The sequence below is a fragment of the Geomonas paludis genome (genome assembly GCF_014193585.1).
GTDB lineage: Bacteria > Desulfobacterota > Desulfuromonadia > Geobacterales > Geobacteraceae > Geomonas > Geomonas paludis.
The window spans coordinates 40,327-58,205 of record NZ_BLXY01000006.1 but is presented as its reverse complement, the minus strand read 5'-3'; the positions used below and the strand labels follow the sequence as shown (position 1 = coordinate 58,205).

General features: G+C 62.6%; 15 protein-coding genes. 7 read left to right on the top strand and 8 right to left on the bottom strand.

What is annotated here, in order from left to right; all coding sequences use genetic code 11:
- Positions 1-145 precede the first annotated feature (145 nt).
- Positions 146-409, top strand: coding sequence for a DUF3553 domain-containing protein (locus tag H7687_RS14625; RefSeq protein ID WP_183348668.1), 264 nt, complete (start codon positions 146-148; stop codon positions 407-409).
- A gap of 68 nt (positions 410-477) precedes the next feature.
- On the opposite strand, the gene metE is transcribed toward H7687_RS14625, so the two are convergent.
- Positions 478-2,781, bottom strand: coding sequence for a 5-methyltetrahydropteroyltriglutamate--homocysteine S-methyltransferase (gene metE, locus H7687_RS14620; RefSeq protein ID WP_183348666.1), 2,304 nt, complete (start codon positions 2,779-2,781; stop codon positions 478-480).
- Between the two features lie 308 nt (positions 2,782-3,089).
- On the opposite strand from metE, the gene H7687_RS14615 reads away from it, so the two are divergent.
- Complete coding sequence (locus H7687_RS14615; RefSeq protein ID WP_183348664.1) at positions 3,090-4,484, top strand: tetrathionate reductase family octaheme c-type cytochrome; 1,395 nt, start codon at positions 3,090-3,092, stop codon at positions 4,482-4,484.
- Positions 4,485-4,799: 315 nt separating this feature from the next.
- Here the strand turns inward: H7687_RS14615 and H7687_RS14610 are convergent, their stop codons facing one another.
- A complete protein-coding gene (locus H7687_RS14610) occupies positions 4,800-5,435 on the bottom strand; it encodes a YkgJ family cysteine cluster protein (RefSeq protein WP_246404909.1) in 636 nt (211 codons plus the stop codon).
- A 378-nt stretch (positions 5,436-5,813) separates the two neighbouring features.
- Here H7687_RS14610 and H7687_RS14605 point away from each other — a divergent pair, with 378 nt between their 5' ends.
- The gene (locus H7687_RS14605) at positions 5,814-7,832 is read left to right on the top strand and encodes an SPOR domain-containing protein (protein WP_281376720.1); all 2,019 of its coding nucleotides are present in this window, start codon (positions 5,814-5,816) and stop codon (positions 7,830-7,832) included.
- Between the two features lie 239 nt (positions 7,833-8,071).
- Here the strand turns inward: H7687_RS14605 and H7687_RS14600 are convergent, their stop codons facing one another.
- Positions 8,072-8,482: an SseB family protein gene (locus H7687_RS14600; RefSeq protein ID WP_183348659.1), complete on the bottom strand. Its 411-nt coding sequence runs from the start codon at positions 8,480-8,482 to the stop codon at positions 8,072-8,074.
- A gap of 122 nt (positions 8,483-8,604) precedes the next feature.
- Positions 8,605-8,973 (bottom strand): DnaJ family domain-containing protein, encoded by a 369-nt coding sequence (locus H7687_RS14595; RefSeq protein ID WP_183348657.1) that lies wholly within the window; start codon positions 8,971-8,973, stop codon positions 8,605-8,607.
- Between the two features lie 214 nt (positions 8,974-9,187).
- Between H7687_RS14595 and H7687_RS14590 the strand changes: the two genes are divergently transcribed.
- From H7687_RS14590 to H7687_RS14580, 3 genes are all read left to right on the top strand, one after another.
- Positions 9,188-10,138, top strand: coding sequence for a diacylglycerol/lipid kinase family protein (locus tag H7687_RS14590; RefSeq protein ID WP_246404908.1), 951 nt, complete (start codon positions 9,188-9,190; stop codon positions 10,136-10,138).
- Complete coding sequence (locus H7687_RS14585; protein WP_183348654.1) at positions 10,135-10,944, top strand: metallophosphoesterase family protein; 810 nt, start codon at positions 10,135-10,137, stop codon at positions 10,942-10,944. The genes H7687_RS14590 and H7687_RS14585 overlap by 4 nt, the downstream gene beginning before the upstream one ends.
- Before the next feature lie 109 nt (positions 10,945-11,053).
- Entirely contained in the window at positions 11,054-11,503 is a 450-nt protein-coding gene (locus H7687_RS14580) for a YbaN family protein (protein WP_183348652.1), read from the top strand.
- On the opposite strand, the gene H7687_RS14575 is transcribed toward H7687_RS14580, so the two are convergent.
- The 3 genes from H7687_RS14575 to H7687_RS14565 all read right to left on the bottom strand — a co-directional run bounded on the left by H7687_RS14575 (position 11,500) and on the right by H7687_RS14565 (position 14,227).
- Positions 11,500-13,134: a methyl-accepting chemotaxis protein gene (locus H7687_RS14575; protein ID WP_183348649.1), complete on the bottom strand. Its 1,635-nt coding sequence runs from the start codon at positions 13,132-13,134 to the stop codon at positions 11,500-11,502. The two genes, H7687_RS14580 and H7687_RS14575, sit on opposite strands and share 4 nt — an antisense overlap.
- A gap of 151 nt (positions 13,135-13,285) precedes the next feature.
- Positions 13,286-13,762, bottom strand: a complete 477-nt coding sequence (locus H7687_RS14570; RefSeq protein ID WP_183348647.1) for an SH3 domain-containing protein — start codon at positions 13,760-13,762, stop codon at positions 13,286-13,288.
- Positions 13,763-13,909: 147 nt separating this feature from the next.
- Positions 13,910-14,227 (bottom strand): hypothetical protein, encoded by a 318-nt coding sequence (locus H7687_RS14565; RefSeq protein ID WP_183348646.1) that lies wholly within the window; start codon positions 14,225-14,227, stop codon positions 13,910-13,912.
- On the opposite strand from H7687_RS14565, the gene H7687_RS14560 reads away from it, so the two are divergent.
- On the top strand, positions 14,226-14,384 hold the full coding sequence (locus H7687_RS14560) for a hypothetical protein (protein WP_183348644.1): 159 nt from the start codon (positions 14,226-14,228) through the stop codon (positions 14,382-14,384). The genes H7687_RS14565 and H7687_RS14560 overlap by 2 nt on opposite strands.
- Here the strand turns inward: H7687_RS14560 and H7687_RS14555 are convergent.
- On the bottom strand, positions 14,381-17,668 hold the full coding sequence (locus H7687_RS14555) for a cache domain-containing protein (RefSeq protein WP_183348642.1): 3,288 nt from the start codon (positions 17,666-17,668) through the stop codon (positions 14,381-14,383). The two genes, H7687_RS14560 and H7687_RS14555, sit on opposite strands and share 4 nt — an antisense overlap.
- Positions 17,669-17,879 lie beyond the last annotated feature (211 nt).

Here is a 17,879-nt window from a genome sequence, read left to right as displayed (position 1 = left end):
AAGCACCGCCCATGAACGGCGTCACTTACGTTGCGGCCCCTGGATTTCCAGGGGCCGCAGCTTTTTGGGGCTTCGTGGTCGCTCACAAGCGGTCCGGTGAGCCCGGGGCGGGTGGAAGCTCGTCAGCGAGAAGCGGAGGAATGACATGACCATCAGGCGAGGAGACGTAGTAAGCCATTGCGGCGCTGTGCAATGGGGAGTAGGCAAGGTCGTCGAGATCGGAGAGAACCAGGCGTCGATCCATTTCAATGACGGCGTCTTCAGGAAGATCGCAGCCTCCCATTTCAGCAGTCTACTGCCCGCTGAGGCCGCCTCATTCACCCCTCCGCCTCCTGCCACGCCGGAGGCCAAGCCTGTCAAGGCGCCCAAGGCGCCAAAGGCAGCCAGCGCCCGGCAGAAAAAAAGCTAGGGAACATCAAGCGACAAAAAAGGGACCAGCCACGAGGCGGTCCCTTTTTCATTTCCGGCGCCTGCAGTTTACCGGCCGGAGCAGCTGCTCCTCACCTTCCCGGCCGCCTGCACCATGTTGGCCAGCGATGCCTCGATCTCAGGCCAGCCGCGGGTCTTCAGGCCGCAGTCGGGGTTCACCCAGAGCCGCTCCACCGGCAGGACCTCGGCCGCGAGTTGCAGCAGCGTCGTCATCTCCTCCACGGTGGGAACGCGGGGCGAGTGGATGTCGTAGATGCCGGGGCCGACGTCGTTGGGGTAGCCGTGCTGCCGGAAATGCTCCAACGGTTCCATGCGCGAGCGCGACGATTCCATGGAGAGGACGTCGGCGTCCATGGCGACGATGGCCGGGAGTATGTCGCCGAACTCCGAATAGCACATGTGGGTGTGGATCTGGGTCTCGTCTTTCACGCCGGCAGTGGCGAGGCAGAAGGAGGCCACCGCCCATGACAGGTACTCGTCCCAGTCGCGCCGGCGCAGCGGCAGCCCCTCCCGGATGGCGGGCTCGTCCACCTGGATCATGGCTATTCCCGCCTGCTCGAGGTCGGCCACCTCGTCGCGCAGCGCCAGCGCGATCTGGCGGCAGGTCTCGGAGCGGGGCTGGTCGTTGCGTACGAAGGACCACTGCAGGATGGTGACCGGGCCGGTAAGCATCCCCTTCACCGGGCGCGTGCTGAGTGACTGGGCGTAACGGCTCCACTCCACCGTCATGGGGCGGGGACGGGCCACGTCGCCGTAGAGGACCGGCGGCTTGACGCAGCGGGACCCGTAGCTCTGTACCCAGCCGTTCTGGGTGAAGGCGAAGCCGTCCAACTGCTCGCCGAAATACTCCACCATGTCGGTGCGCTCGAATTCGCCGTGCACCAGCACGTCCAGGCCGAGCTGTTCCTGCCTCTCTATGCAGCGCCTGATCTCGCCGCGCAGGAAATCCTGGTAGCCTTCGGCGTCGAGCGCGCCGCTGCGCCACCTGGAGCGGGCCTCGCGTACCTCCCGGGACTGCGGGAAGGAGCCTATGGTGGTGGTGGGGAGCAGGGGGTGGTTGAAGCGGGCCTTCTGCTTCGCGCTGCGCTCGGCAAAGGGGGCGTTGCGCCTGGTCATGGCTGTGTTCACCTGTCCCGCCCGGTGGCGGACGGTGGGGTTGTCGGCGGCCGCTGCTGCCCGGCGGCGGGCAAGCGCCGCTGCTGCCTGTTCCAATATCGCCCCTTGCGGCTGTTCCTGCTCGGCGGCGTCGGCCAAAAACCGCACCTCGCCGACCTTCTGCGCCGCGAACGCCATCCAGCTCTTCAGCTCCGCATCGAGCCTGGTCTCGGCGTCCAGGTCGACCGGGACGTGCAGCAACGAGCAGGAACTGGCGACCATGACCCGTTCGCTGCCGAGGGCGGTGACGGCACGGCGCACCATGCGATGGGCCTCTTCCATGTCGGCGCGCCAGATATTGCGGCCGTCGATCACCCCGAGCGACAGCTTCATTGTCGAAGGCAGCCGGGTCAGCGCGGCTTCAAGGTCCGCCGGTGCGCGCACCAGGTCGACATGCAGCGCCTGGCATCCCGAGCCGGCAACGAGGTCGATGTTTTCCCCGATGGACCCGAAGTAGCCGGCCACCAGCAGGGCGGGACGTTTGGCCGCGGCAGCCAGGCGCCCCAGGGCGGTTCGGTACGCCTCAGCGCTAGCCGGGTCCAGGTCGAAGCAGAGGCATGGTTCGTCGAGCTGGAGCCAGGTCACGCCGTGGCCGGCAAGTAGCGCCAGCAACTCCTCGTAGACCGGGAGCAGGCGTGGCAGCAGGTCCAGGGTATCCATGCCCGGGGCGTTGTCGGCGAACTTGGACAGCTTCAGAAAGGTTACCGGGCCCGGCAGCACCGGGCGGGGCACTACCCCCAGGGCCTGTGCCTCGGCGAGTTCGGTGGCGATCTTGGCTGGGTCCAGCGCGAAGGACTGGTCAGCATCGAGTTCCGGGACGATGTAGTGGTAGTTGGTGTCGAACCACTTGGTCATCTCCAGGGGAGAGAGGTCAATCCCGGCGCCGCGGTCCTGGACCCCGCGAGCCATGGCGAAGTAGCGGTTCAAGGGATCGGCGATGCTCCGGAACCGCGCCGGTATGGCTCCGACGGTTACGGCCATGTCCAGCATGTGGTCGTAGAGGGAGAAATCGTTGCACGGGATCTGGTCCAGCCCCGCCTCCTTCATCATGGACCAGTGCCGGGCACGGATCTCCTGGGCAGTCGCCAGGAGCGATTCTGCCGGGGACGCACCGCTCCAGTAAGCCTCGAGCGCCTTCTTCAACTCTCTCGCGATACCGATCCTGGGGTGGCCTAACACCGTGGCAACGACTGGCATAGTGCTTCTCCTCCGCATGCTCTGAACAATGGAAAAGGGTGCCGCACGTGCGGACAACAAGTTGACAATTGTAACAGCTTCGTTTGGATGTGCAGCTTGTCATCCGCCTCTGCGACGGCAGGTTGGCTGGGGCGGAGCGGGTGCACCTGCACCTCATAACCTCTCGAAGCAATTTGTCGTTGACTAGACCAACCATCAAATATAATGTGTTCTGCGGTAAAAAAGGGCAGGGGCGCCATGACTGATACTGCCGACCCTGCTCTTGTGCGGAGCGTCTGCCCAAAGATCCAGATCGCGAGGTCTCACACATGAGGAAATACCTGCTGTTGTTTCTCGCCTTGGCCTGTGCTTCCACCTCGGATGCCGCCCTCAAGGGAACCCACCGTGTCTTCTCCGGCCCCTTCCATGACGGGCCTGAGGTGACCAGGACCTGTTCCGGGTGCCATGAAAAACTGACCAAGCAAATCACGGAGACCGTGCACTGGAACTGGAGTAAGAAACAGACCCTGAACGGCAAGTCCGTTGACTATGGCAAGAAGAATGCCCTCGGCAATTCCTTTTGCCTCGCTGTCCCCTCCAATCTCCCTGGCTGCACCAGCTGTCATGCCGGTTACGGCTGGGAAGACAGTTCCTTTGATTTCACCAAGACCGAGAACATCGACTGCCTGATCTGCCACGACACCAGCGGCACCTATAAGAAGTACGCCCTGGGAGCGGGACACCCGGTCTACCCGGGCGAGCACAAGGAATACCCTCCCGGCAAGGTGTGGGAACCGGTGGACCTCGGGTTCGCCACGCAGTCCATCTCGCGGCCGACCCGCGCCGCCTGCGGCAACTGCCACTTCTACAGCGGCGGCGGAGAAAACTACAAGCACGGCGACCTCGACGCCAACCTGGGCAACCCCACCCCCGAGTTCGACGTCCACATGGGAGCCAAAGGGCTCACCTGCGAGTCCTGCCACAAGGCAGCCAATCACGACGTCAAAGGGGAGGCCATCTCGGTGTCCCCCGGTTCCGGACCGCGCGCCATGGCGTGCACCGATTGCCACAAGGGCGACCTGCACAAGATCGCCATCCTCAACAAGCACATGAAAAGGGTCGCCTGCCAGACCTGCCACATACCTACCTACGCCAAGGGAAGCCCCACCGTGCTCTCCTGGGACTGGTCCACTGCCGGCAAGGACCAGAAGACCGGCGGCGATCCCCTGAGGATTTACGACAAGGCACGGGGAGACCTGGTGTTGGGCAAGGACCTGACGCCGACCCTGATGTGGTACAACGGCACCGTGGAGCGGGTTTTCCTGGGGGACAAGATCGATCCCTCCAAGGTGGTCCGGCTTTCCGCGCCGCGCGGAGAGCGCAGCGATCCCGATTCCAGGATCTTCCCTTTCAAGGTGATGCAGGCCAAGCAGCCCTACGATCTCGAGAACCTGACCGTGGTCGTTCCCAACATCATCGGTCCTGCCGAAAGCGACAGCGCCTACTCCGTGAAGTTCGACTGGAACAAGGCCATCACCGCGGGCATGAGGGAGGCGGGACTTCCTTACAGCGGCAAGTTCGGCTGGATCGAGACGACGACGGTATGGTCGCTGAATCACATGGTGGTGCCCAAAGACAAGGCGCTCAGGTGCCAGAACTGTCACGGCGAGAACGGGCGCATCGATTGGAAAGGGCTCGGCTACACCAAGGACCCCCGCGGCTAGTCAGAGCAGTACCCCAGTTCGGGATAGAAAAAGGGACCAGCCCATCGGCTGGTCCCTTCTTTTTCCTGATTAGCGACAATCTTCCGCTAATGCCCTCTCCCACCGGGAGAGGGTGCCCGAAGGGCGGGTGAGGGGACGTGCCACGAAGCGGGATCATTGCCTATTGCAGCACCCTCACCCCAGCCCTCTCCCAGAGGGAGAGGGGGATGGGCATCTTGGCGGAAGATCATCGCCGTGCAGCGATGCACCCGACCTCGCGTCCCCCCCTTTTGCAAAGGGGGGACTGGGGGGATTTACCCCTGTCCCTTCAACAACCTACAGCCACAAAGCCTGCGGCAGTCTCTCCCCCGCCAGAAACCGCTCCATGAACTCCGGGTGCTCCAGGAAAGCGAGCACCCCGGTGCCGAGTTCGATACTGCGGTCGTCCAGTCCGACCTGGCGCAGTCCTGAGGCGACGGCAGTGAAGGCTGCGTCGAAGACGGCCTTGCGGAACAGGTCCGCCGGCACCAGGCGATCCTCGTCCGTCACTGTCGGGCGAAAAGCGTCCTTGCAGCTCTGGCTGTCAAGCGATGTAATGGCCCGGCAGGCCAGGGGGCGCACGGGATGAACGCTGCAGCCGCCGTAAGGGTCGAGCAGCGGACAAGACATCTGCTTCAGGATGCGCTCGTCGTCGTCCATCCAACGCGCCCATGAGCGGTGCGTCGCCAGCCGCTTTTGCAGCCCCGCCAGTTCTTCGGCACAAAGCCTTTCGCGCAGCCACAGCGCTATGGTCATCGCTTCCGGAAGTAAGACCGCTACATTCAGCACGCAGCAATGCGGGCAGCCGGCAGCGCAGGCGTAGGGACGATCGATGCACAGGTTTTGCGCCGCGTCCGCAGATGCCGCCAGCATGTGCACCACCGTTGCCGCGTCGGCGCCTGTTCCCAGAGCCTCGACTATCCGTTCCGTCATCTCGGAACGGAATTGCTCTTCATGCCATGACTCGATGCTTTTCATATCGCAAGATTGTACTCAAGGAAATGCAACTGTCACGCGATCGGTTCATCAAAATAGTGGTGGGGGCAATCTCCATGCTCATAGAGGGAGTTGAATTGGCATCTTAGAAAGAGATATTCCTTAAATTATTCTTTGACATTGACGTTCCTGTACACTAATCTTGGCGAAATTTCAGAAACACTACCCGCTTCTGTCTCAGCTGTACCAAAACTGTAGACTCTATTGAAACATGTGAGGTTTTGAATGAGCACCATGCGCATGCTGTTAGTGGCACTCGTACTGGCCTGTCTGATTGTTCCTTCCGTCTCATTCGCAGACTCCGACGAAGCGTCGATGTTTGCGCAAGCCAAGAACCACTACAAGGACAACAGTTACTATTTTGCCTCCACCTGGCTGGAGAGGCTCCTGAAGAAATTCCCGAACACGCCGCAACGGGAGGAAGTGCTCGCCATGTTGGCAAAGTGCTACGCGGCGACGTCAAGGGATGACAAGGCGGTCAAGACGGTGAAGGCGCTGCTTAAGGATTTCCCGAAAGCCGCTGAGAAGTTGGAACCGGGCCTGCTCAAGTTGGCACAGGACCAGAGCCAGCAACCGCCGCAACTTGTCGAGCCGGAACCTGTTGCCGCACCACCCGCTGTGAAGCCTGATCCTGAGAAGGCTGCTGCGGACAAAGCTGCCGAAGAGAAGGCTACTGCAGAGAAAGCTGCTGCAGAGAAGGCCGCCGCAGAGAAGGCTGCTGCAGAGAAGGCTGCTGCAGAGAAGGCTGCTGCAGAGAAGGCTGCTACAGAGAAGGCTGCTACCGAGAAGGCTGCTACAGAGAAGGCTGCTACAGAGAAGGCTGCTGCCGAGAAAGCGGCTGCGGAGAAAGTCGCCACAGAGAAGGCCGCTGCAGAGAAGGCTGCCGCAGACAAAGCTGCTGCAGAGCAGGCTGCTGCAGAGAAGGCTGCTGCAGAGCAGGCTGCTGCAGAGAAGGCTGCTGCAGAGAAGGCTGCTGCGGAAAAGGCTGCTGCGGACAAGGCGATAGCTGACAAACTAGCCGCGGACAGAGTGGCTGCTCAGAGAGTAGCTGCTGAAGAAGCGGCTGCCGGAAAAGAGTCTGCAGACCGGACTGCTGCTCCGAAGGCATCCGCGGCAAGACCGGCAACTATCGAGGAAGCAGTTGCTGAGCGAACGGCGACCATCAAAGCTGCAGTTGAGAAAGCCGCCTCTGAAAAAGCTGCTGCTGACAAAGCCGCTGCCGAGAAAGCCGCTGCGGATGATGCTGCTGCCAAAAAAGCAGCTGCAGAGCAGGCCGCTGCAGATAAGGCGGCTGCCAAAAAGGCCGCTGCGGAAAAAGCCGCTGCCGACAAGGCCGCTGCCAAGAAAGCCGCTGCGGAAAAAGCCGCTGCCGACAAAGCTGCTGCCAAGAAAGCGGCAGAAGAGAAGGCCGCTGCCAAGAAAGCTGCCGCGGAAAAGGCCGCTGCCGACAAGGCGGCCGCTAAAAAGGCCGCTGAGGAAAAAGCCGCTGCCGACAAAGCTGCTGCCAAGAAAGCGGCAGAAGAGAAGGCCGCTGCCAGGAAAGCTGCTGCGGAAAAGGCCGCTGCCGACAAAGCGGCTGCCAGGAAGGCCGCTGCGGAAAAAGCCGCTGCCGACAAAGCTGCTGCCAAGAAAGCGGCAGAAGAGAAGGCCGCTGCCAAGAAAGCTGCTGCGGAAAAGGCCGCTGCCGACAAGGCGGCCGCTAAAAAGGCCGCTGCGGAAAAGGCTGCTGCCGACAAAGCCGCTGCCAAGGAACCCGCTGCCAAGGCAGCTGTGAAGAGCGACGATGGTACGGCCAACGATGAGGCGCCCGGCGCCGCACCTGCAGTTGCAGCACAACCCCAGCCGCAGGTGCCGGCAAGTGCAGCTTCTGCCGGTGGCTACACCCTCGATTTCGGGACTTTTGTGTTGAAGTCCGAGATGTCCCAGATCAAGAAGAAGATCAAGAACGCAGGCATGAAGCCGGTAGTGACGCCGGGGCCCAAGAGGAAAGAGCAGATGAGCCGGATCCATGTCGGCGAGTTCCCGGACCAGCAGAGCGCAGAGAAAGTGCTGCAGAAACTGCGGAAAGCCAAGGCGGAGAACTTCATCCTCCAGGACAAGAGCGGCAAGTTCAACGTGTATGCCGGCTCCTACTTCGACAAGGTCGGCGCAGTGGACGAACAACTCAGGCTGGCAGGATTCGGTATCACCACGGAACTCAGGCCGATAGTTGTTCAGGTGCCGACCTTCAGTCTCACTGCGGGCTCTTTCAAAAGCGAAGAGGACGCAACCCGGAAAGGGGCCGAACTGGAGAAGCTCGGTGTTAAACCGGCGGTGGTACAACGCTCCAAATAGTACTGTTAGAGAAGCATAGAGAGTAGAACGAGAAAGGGGCAGCCGTTACGGCTGCCCCTTTTCTATTGTTCTATTCTCCGAAGGAGGGGACTGGCTCCGCAAGGTGCCTGTCCCCTTGGTGCTTTGCAAAGGTGGCTGAGCTGAAAGGAGCGTTCCGCTAGAGGGACAGGCACCTAACGGAGCCAGTCCCTTCTGCTTTCTTGATGCAGTAACAGGCGGGACCCCGCCCGGGAAGGTCATCAAGCCTGTCCACGATCCACCGCATCGGCATTGCAACGCTCAACGGCGTCCCTGAGCCAAGCGATCTCCTCATCATGGAATTCCTTGGAGTACTCAGTGCCGACGTTAAGCGCCCAGTTGAGCGGGGGGACCGTGCTCAGTGCGAGCACATGACCGGGAGCTTCGACATAGGGGACAGCGGGATCCCAGGCCTGAAGCCGCTCCAGCGTGCTGAAGAGCATCAGGTAGTCCTTGCCGTCAGCCTCGGCTATCAGCGGGAACACGCCTCCCTCTTCCCCCTGCTGCTCATTGTCTTCGATGATGGGTATAAAGAAGGAGGAGTTGAGAAAGAGGTCGTAGAATGCGGACTGCTTTTTGCCGTCCGTCGCGTTTTGGCGCATGTCTACCAGCGCCTCGTCTAGTTTTTCCATCTGAATTTCCTTTGGGAATTGTTTATGGCTGGGACGTGGTGTGGTCTCCACGGGCACCATACCGAACGGGGTGAATCATTACAAGCATAAAGATACAGCGATGCATTGGCATCACGATGCAGTTACCCGTGCAGCTTGTCGAGCAGCTTTCCCTGGTACTCGGGGAGCAGGTCCAGTGAGAGAGGGCGCTTGCGGGTCATCTCCAACTTCATCAGTTTGAAGTTCAGTTCCCGCACCTTCTTCATCCTCTCCTCGCTGTCCTCCATGTCGAGGATCAGTCGCCGCAACGAGGCGACGTCGTTGGTCAACTCCACCTCCGGAGGAACGCAGCCGGCGTTTTTGAGCACCTTGTAGGCCATGCGCAACTCTTCGGGGACCGCCGAAAGATCCTCCTGCACCAGGGGCTTGCCGCGCCCGGGAAGGTTGTCGAACTCCCCGCGCTCCATCGCTTCCTGGATCCTTCTTTCTGCTATGAGGGCGAATATTTCCATTCGGCGATTGTGGCAGAACCAGCCACAGATAGTCAACTGCCGTCTATGACGATGATGGGGACAGCGTCGACTCCGGGAAGGCGGGCGAATGATTATTCGCCCCTACAGGTGTTCGCTCCCCGCCCGCAAATTGCCCCCCCACCGGCGGCGCGGGGCTCCGCGGTGTGCTACACTCCTCTCCTTGTGTGGCCATAAAACAACAGGGAGGCCGCTTGTGTTCCAGAAAGCTCCGGATAACGCTCCCATCTTCATCGTGATGAATGCCGGTTCCGGCGACCGGGATGCCGACAGCAGGCAACAGGTCATCAGCGACGTGCTGTCACGGGCCGGCCGGACCTTCAGGCTGTGGCGTGTCAGCAAAAGCATGGGGCTTCAGGATGCGGCGCGGGAGGCGGTTCGGCTTGCGCGACAGCAGGATGGTGTCGTGGTGGCGGCGGGGGGGGACGGTACCATCAATGCCGTGGCCCAGGAGGCTCTCGGCGCGGGGTGCCTGTTCGGTGTGCTGCCTCAGGGCACCTTCAACTACTTCGGCCGTAGCCACGGCATACCGGTCGATACGGCACAGGCCGCGCAGGTGCTGGTGCACGGCAGGTTGCAGCCGGTACAGGTGGGGCTGGTCAACGACAAGGTGTTCCTGGTGAACGCGAGCGTCGGCCTCTACCCCCGCCTCCTGGAAAAACGTGAGGCCCATAAGCAGATGTTCGGTCGTACCAAGACCGTGGCGCTGCTTTCCGCCCTGGTCACCTTACTGACTCCGCCGCCGCAGTTAGTGCTTACCCTGCGCGATGTAAATCGCGTTACCGTGCTGCACATATCGACGCTGCTGGTGGAAAACAACCCGCTGCAACTGGAAGAGGTAGGACTGCCCGAATCGGAAGCGGTGCAAAAAGGGGAGCTGGCGGCGGTAGCGGTGCAGGCCAAGGGGGTATGGCAGATGCTTGGGGTGCTGGCGCTGGCGGCGCTGAGAAGACTGCGGGATTCGGAGAAGGTGGTGAGCTTTCCGTTTGCACAGCTGACGGTGCAGCCCTTACGCAGAAGGCGCATCAAGGTTGCCACCGATGGCGAGATCACCTGGCAGGTCCCGCCGCTGGTCTTCAAGGCGGTGCCGCGCGGCCTGCTACTGCTGGTGCCGGACCGGCAGGGAGAGGGAAGGGGGGAAGCGTGACCTGCCTGCTGCACATCTCCGACACACACTTCGGGACCGAGCAACCGGAGGTCGTCGTCGCCCTCCTCGCCTTGGCGCGGGACCACGCCCCGGACCTCCTGGTGCTGTCCGGCGACGTCACCCAGCGGGCGCGGCGCCGGCAGTTTCGCGCCGCCCGCGATTTCCTGGAGATCGTGCCGGCGCTGGCAACGATGGTGCTGCCGGGAAACCATGACATCCCGCTGTTCAACCTGGCGGCCAGGATCTTCGCGCCTTACCGCAACTACCAGGAGGTGCTGGCAGAGCCGCTCGAAGCGGAGTTCGAGTCGGACGAGCTCCTGGTGCTCGGGGTGAACAGCACCCGCCCCCGGCGCCACACGGTGGGGGAGGTGTCCGCTGCACAGGTGGTGCGGGTGGCCGAGCGGCTGCGCCAGGCGGGGGACCGGCAGTTGCGGGTCGTGGTGGCGCACCAGCCGGTGCGGGCCACCAGGGACAGCGATCGCAAGAACCTGCTGCGCGGACATGAAGCGGCGGTGCGCGCCTGGGCCGATGCCGGTGCGGATCTCATTCTCGGCGGGCACATCCACCTGCCGCACCTGCGACCGCTTAAGGAGGTGTTCCCCGACCTGCCGCGCCGGATCTGGTCCGTTCTCGCCGGGACCGCCGTTTCCTCACGCGTCCGCGGCGACGTCCCCAACTCGGTCAACCTGATTCACTATTCGTCTACCGATGACCCGCCATGCTGCACGGTTGAGCGCTGGGACTTCGGCCCGCCGGGACGCTTCCTGCTGGCGCAGCGCCAGCTTCTCCTGCTGCAGCGTCCCTGACCCCGCTACAAAACCCATATTAAAACCGGGCGTTGTCGCTTACAATGAAGAGGCGAGTTTCCCCGTCTCCGGCGGATGGCAAGCCGCGTCACCCTTGTCAGAGGATACGATGAAGCATCGGCACCTGAAGGTCAGGCTGGTAAAAAGCGAATGGCTGCGCTACCTGCTCGTCGGCACCGGGCTGTTGTCCCTTGTCGCCGGAGTGGTGGGGCTGTTCCTTCCCTTGATCCCGACCGTTCCCTTCCTCCTGGTAGCCGTCATCTGTTTTTCCCGCAGCTCAGAGCGCTTTCACACCTGGCTGGTCGAGCACAGGCACCTGGGCCCGATCTTGAAGGAGTACCTCGCCCACGGTTCCCTCCCCCTGCGCGCCAAGTGCCTGGCCATCGGCGCCATCTGGATCTCCTTCCCCGTCACCGCGTTGATCTTCGTTGAAGCAGTGTGGCTGCGCATCCTGCTCCTCTCCATCGCCGCCTGCGTGACGCTGTACCTGCTGGTGCTACCGACGGCGCCGCGTCGGCGCGACGGCCCCGCCTCCGGCGCAGGGGCAGATCCCTCCTAGTCGATCGTGAACTGCCGCACCCTGGCCTGGAGCTGCACCGCGTTCTGGCTCAGCACCGCAGCCGCGTCCGCGGAGTCGTGGGCGGCCCGTGTGGTTTGCTGCACCACGAAACTGATCTGCTGCATGTTACCGGAGATCTCCCGTGTGGTCGCGGTCTGCTGTTCCGCCGCGGTGGCCACCTGGTTGATCTGCATGGTCACCTCGGAGATGCACTCCATGATCTCGCGTAGCGCCTGCTGCGATTTTCCCGCCTCGGCGGTTCCGCGCTCGACCTCGCCCACCCCGGCCTCCATGGCGTCCACGGCACTGCGGGTTTCCTGCTGGATCAGCTTGATCATCCCCTCGATCTCTTTGGTGGCCTTGGTGGTGCGCTCGGCCAGCGCCCGCACCTCGTCGGCCACCACGGCGAAGCCGCGTCCCTGCTCGCCGGCCCGGGCGGCCTCGATCGCCGCGTTCAGCGCCAGCAGGTTGGTCTGGTCGGCTATGTCCTCGATGGTGCCGAGGATGGCGCCGATCTGCTCCGAACGGGTCCCCAGCCCTCCCACGGTCTGCGCCGATTCCCGGACCCGCTCCGCGATCAGGTGCATGGCGCCGATGGCCCCGTCGACCACGGCGGCGCCGGTCGACGCGGTGGCGTTGGCGCGTCGGGCCATGTCGGCCGCACCGGCGCAGTTGAGGGCGATCTCTGAGGAGGTGGCCGCCATCTCCTCGCCTGCCGCGGCCACCGATCCCACCTGTCCCGAGACCTGGTCGGCGCCGTCGGCCATCTGCAGTGCCGTTTCGGTGAAGCGGCCCGAGGCCTGGGACACCTCCTCGGTGGAGTTCCTCACCTGCGCCACCACGTCCTGGAGGTTTGCCGCCATGCGGTTCATGTCCGAGGCCAGCAGCCCCAACTCGTCGCTCCCCCCGTGCTCGATCCGGGTCTTCAAATCACCCTGGGCGATCAGGTTGACGCCGCGCGCCAACTCGCCGATGGTGCGCTGCACCGACTTCACCAGGACCAGCATCACCCCGCCGCCTACCACGAACACCAGCAGCGCGATCAAAAGGCAGTTCACCAGCAGGCCGCGCAGCACCCCGTCGATGTGACTCATCGAGATGTCGGCGCCGATCACGTAGAGCGTGCCGTCGGCAGCTCGCACCGGCAAAAAGATGGAGCGGAAGGTCCCCCACTTGTCGGCGTACTGGTCGTAGTGCAGCCTCTGGTCCCGGAAGGCCGCCTTGAGCCCCTGGCTGGCGTCCTCGTAGGGATCGAGGAGCTTGCTCTGTTTACCGGTCGCCTTTTCCTCCTTGGTGTAGCTGGAGGAAGAGAAGACGATCTTTCCGTCCTTTTGCACCATGGTGTAGATGTAGTTGAACCCGGACGCGTTGGCCCAGGCGGTGAGGCGGTCGCTCAAGCCGTCGAACTCGCCTTGGGTTGGGGTAACGGTCGCTATCCTGGCATGATAGGGGTCGGCGGCAAGGCGCGCTCCCTCGACGCAGGTACGCAGTTCGCGGTCCACGTCGGCCAGGATCTCTTTCTTTTCGCTGTAGTAGGTGTGGACCGTGAAGGCCGTCGTGGTGAAGAGGTTGAGGACCATCATGGCCCCGAAGAACTTGGTGGACAGTTTAACCGAGGCGATGCCTTTCATCGTGCGCTCCTATGTTACCGTGTGGGGTCTGGCACCTTATCGGCCAGGGACGGGCAAGCTTTAGAGGCGCGGCTGCGGGAGAAGGCTGAAGCGGGGGAGGGGCGGTGACAGGGGGAGGGAAACGGGGACCGTTGCCGGTCCCCACCGGAGATTACTTCTTGTGCTTCATCGCCACCTTGATCTTCTTGATGTCCTTGCGCATCATGGCCACGTCGCGCTCGACGTTGAGCACCTTGAGGCGCAGGTCGGTGATCTGCATGGCGAGTTTTTCGTTGCTGGGAATCTCTTTGGCAGCTTCGGCGGCCGGTGCGGCGCTGGAGGGGATGGGCACCGGTTCGGTCGAGGCAACCATGACCGGAGCGGCCGAGGAGAGCGCCCAGCCGCCCACGTAGCCGTTGAGCTTGCCGTCGGAAGAGGAGACCTTGACCCACCCGCCTGCGCAGCTCTGGGCGGTGACGGTGGTGTCCTTCTTGAGGACGGCGATCACCTTCGCCTTTTTGCTGGCGCTCTTGCGCAGACGGATTTCGGGGGCGGTTACCGTGCAGTTGGTGCTTTCGGCAAGGGCCGGAACGGCGAATGCTGCGACAGCCGCTGTGGCGAGAATGATGTTGCGGATCTTTTTGCTCATGGTGTCTCCTTTTTATGAGTAATGCGACCATTGGTCGAGGCTGAGACGTAACAGGGAGGCGACGCGGAAGTAGCCCCAGGAGTTCGGCTTTAGATCCAGCGGGAAAATAATACCGATACAATTAAAAATAATCAATAAAAAATCTGTTTAATTTTTCGCTAGTGCTTTGACTGGCAGGACTGCGCCATTGTGTGCGGTCATGCGTCGGGCGTCGCTGAGTTTGATGAGATCGACTCTCTGCATGATCCTGTTGTACTGAGACAGGTTGACCCGTTCTCCTGTCAGTTCGTTGAGTGCCATGTCGGAGATTTCGGGATAGCGCTGCATCGCCGCATGTAACTGTGAGTACTGGTAGATGGAGATTTCGCAGCGTCCTTGTTGGCTGGCCTTGCGGATTCCGGGATTCAACGCGAACAGGACGGCAATGGCAGCAAACAGCAGCACTACGAAGGGAGTCTTTTCCATGAATGGCGGCTGGCCCGACCGGCGGGCCTCCTTTCAGAGTTTCGAGCAACAGTTCCCGTTATCGGCGCCGGCCGTTTTTTCTGAAGCAAAAAATCCAAAAAAACAAGGCAGCACCGGTGCTGTCGGTGCTGCCTTTCCGCTGCAGGTAGTTGATTAGAATTTTTCGAAGGCGGAATCGTCCTGATCCATCTCCAATGCCAGTCCGCTTGCTACGACTGACCGCTTGGTCTGGACCGGCACCCGTGGCACTGACTGTGTCAGGGCCTTTTTGCGCGTCACCGGCTTGGACTTATGCTGTGGCGGCTCCTGCTTCAGTCCGTGCAGCGTGGGCGGTGCGTTGGCGCCCTCCACCTTGAAGAAGGCGATGGATCCCTGCAACTGCTCCGCCTGGCTGGAGAGTTCTTCCGCGGTCGAGGACATCTCCTCGGCTGCCGAGGCGTTCTGCTGGATGACCTGGTCGAGCTGCTGGATCGCCTTGTTGATCTGCTCCGCGCCGGTGTCCTGCTCGCGGCAGGCGGCAGAGATCTCCATGACCAGCTCCGCCGTTCTCTGGATATCGGGGACCATCTGGTTCAGCATGCTGCCGGCACGTTCCGCGATCTCGACGCTGCTGGAGGAGAGCTGCGAGATCTCTGCCGCCGCACGCTGGCTCCGTTCGGCCAGTTTTCGCACTTCGCTTGCCACCACCGCGAAGCCCTTGCCGTGCTCGCCGGCGCGGGCCGCCTCGATGGCGGCGTTCAGTGCCAGCAGGTTGGTCTGGCGGGCGATCTCCTCGATGATGGAGATCTTGCCCGCGATCTCCTTCATGGCCGAAACGGTGTGCGAGACGGCTTCGCCCCCCTCCTTGGCGTCCTTGGCCGACTTGGAGGCGATCTTCTCGGTCTGCAGGGCGTTGTCCGCGTTCTGCCTGATGTTGGAGCTCATCTCTTCCATGGAGGAGGAGACCTCCTCGGCGGCCGCCGCCTGCTCGCTGGCCCCCTGCGACATCTGCTCGGAGCTGGAGGAGAGTTCCTGGCTCCCCGATGCCACGTTGTCGGCGGCACCCTTGACGTCGGTGACCACCTCGTTCAGCTTGGCCAGCATCGCCTTCAGCGCGATCATGAGCTGGTCTTCGGGGGAGCGCTCCACGAGCTTCAGGGTCAGGTCCCCGGCCGCGATCTGCTGGGCGACCTGTGAGATGTTGCGGTTGGCCTGCGCGGAACTGTTCACCGCCTGGGCCAGGGTGTCGAAGGTGTGCTTCACCGCGGTGGTGTCGCTGTCGGCGGGCTCGGTGCTGAGGGTTATGTTGACGTCGCCCAGCGCCAGCCTGCCCAGTCCCTCGACGAGCTTTTGGGTCTCGCGTTCCTGGTAATCGGCGATCTTCTTGGCCTGGCGTGCGGCCGTCTTCACCGAGGTCAGGTCGGTGACCACCTCGAAGGCGCCGATGACCTTGCCCTCCCTGTCCTTGATGGGAACGCCGGTGTAGCTGATGTCCAGGTCGAGGCCGGCGGAGGGGTGGGCGTCGGTCTCGTGGGTCGCATCGAGGCCGGTGGTGATGGCCTTGGCACAGGCGCAGTTGGCGGTCCTGCAGTCGCTGGTCTTGAAGTGGTCGTAGCACTTGGTACCGATGACCTGGGCCTGGCTCTTGCCGCCGACCTTGGCGCCCAGCTGGTTCATGTACAAAACGGTGAAATCGTTGTCGATGATCATGGCGGGGGCGGGCATGTTGTCCATGAACCCGACCATGGTGGAAAGCGTGTCGTTCACCCCCTGCACGATGTCGCGGTACGCCCCCTGGTGTTTGTGCGAGTCGGCGCGGGTGGTGAGCCTTCCTTCCAGCGCCGCCTGGGACAGTTCGGCGGTGTCCGTGTTCAGGGTCTTGATGACCTCGACGCAGCCGTTGACCGCGGCGGCGAGCGCATCGAAGATCTGCTTCGCCTCGCCGGTGTCGGCGTCGGCCTCGGCGGTCGAGATGGAGAACTCGACGTCTCCCTTGGCCAGCTTGTCCAGGCCGTGCACCAGCTTCCTGGTCTCCAGCTCCTGGTAGTCGCTGATCTTCTTCGCCAGCCTCGCCGCCTGCTTGACCGCGGTCTGGTCGGTCACCACCTCGAAGGCCCCGATGACCCGGCCGCTGTCGTCGTGGATGGGGAGGCCGGTGTAGGCGATGTCGAGATCGAGCCCCGCCGAGGGGTGCGCGTCGGTTTCCGAGCTCGCCATGGCCCCGGTCTGCATCGCCCTGCCGCAGGCGCAGTTGGTGCTGCCGCAGTCGCTGGTCTTGAAGTGGTCGTAGCACTTGGTGCCGACGACCTGGGCCTGGGTCTTGCCCCCTACCTTGGCGCCGAGCTCGTTCATGTACATGACGCTGAAGTCGCGGTCCACGATCATGGCCGGCGCCGGCATGGCGTCCAGCAGCCCGACCAGGCGCGCCATGGTGGCGTTGACCCCCTCGATGATCCTGCGGTACTCACCCTGGTGCCGAGTTGCGTCGGCGCGCTCGGTCAGCCTCCCCTCCATGGCGGCCTTGGCCAGCATGTTGGCGTCGCCGGCCATGGCCTGGACCGCGGCGATGGTGACGTTGAGGTTGGTGGCCAGCACATCCTTCTCGGACTTGGGCTGCAGCTGGACCGACAGGTCTCCGGCAGCCACCTTCTCAGCGGCCCTGGCAGCCTCGGCGATGTTGTCCACCATCCTGGCAAAGGCGTGGGAGAGGTTGCCGGCCTCGTCGCGGGAATCGCTCTCGATGACGACGTCCACGTTGCCCAGCGCCAGTTCGTCGGCGACCTTGATCAGCCTGTTGATGTTCCGGCTGATCCGTGACGCCACCAGGTAACCCAGCAGCAGCACCGCCGCCGCGATCCCCAGGGTGATGGCCCCCATCTTCCAGCGCATCTCCGCGATCACCTGGTGCAGGTCGTCCATGTAGAGGCCGGTCCCTACCACCCATCCCCACGGCTTGTACAGCTTCACGTAGGAGAGCTTCGCCACCGGCACGGTGGAGCCGGGTTTGGGCCAGCGGTACTCGACCACGCCGCCCCCCTTGTTCCTGGCGACGTTGGCCATCTCGACAAAGAGCTGTTTCCCGGTCGGATCCTTGGTGGCGCTCTGGTCCTTGCCGTTCAATTCCGGCTTGATGGGGTGCATGAGCATGACCGCGTTCACGTCGTTGATCCAGAAGTATTCGTCGCCCGCGTAGCGCATGTTCTTGATGCGCTCCATGGCGCGCTTCTTAGCTTCTTCCGGCGTGAACTCCCCTTTCTGGACCCTCTGGTCGTATTCCGCGATCAGTTCTATCGGCAGGTCGACCACCGCTTTCAAGGTATCCTCTCTCTCAGCCAGGATCCTGTCCTGCATTGTGGGCAACAGGTACAGGAAGTTCACTGCCGCTATGATGACGACGGTGGCCAGCGAGATGCTCAATACCTTTGCGGCAATGCTCCAGTCTTTGAATCCTTTTATCTTCATTCATTTCTCCCTTTGCTGCCCGTGGTTCCACAGTGTCGTGCGCTGCTGCTGACACAGTTGACCGGACCCAAGATGTGTACTGTGACAATTTATCGGTAACCAGCGCGGGAAATTGAATGGGAGATTGCAGCGTGGACTTTGCGAAAAAAGAAGGCGCACTGCGGGGAGCTGCGGTGCAGGCATGACATCCGGCGCGGTTGAAACAGGGCAA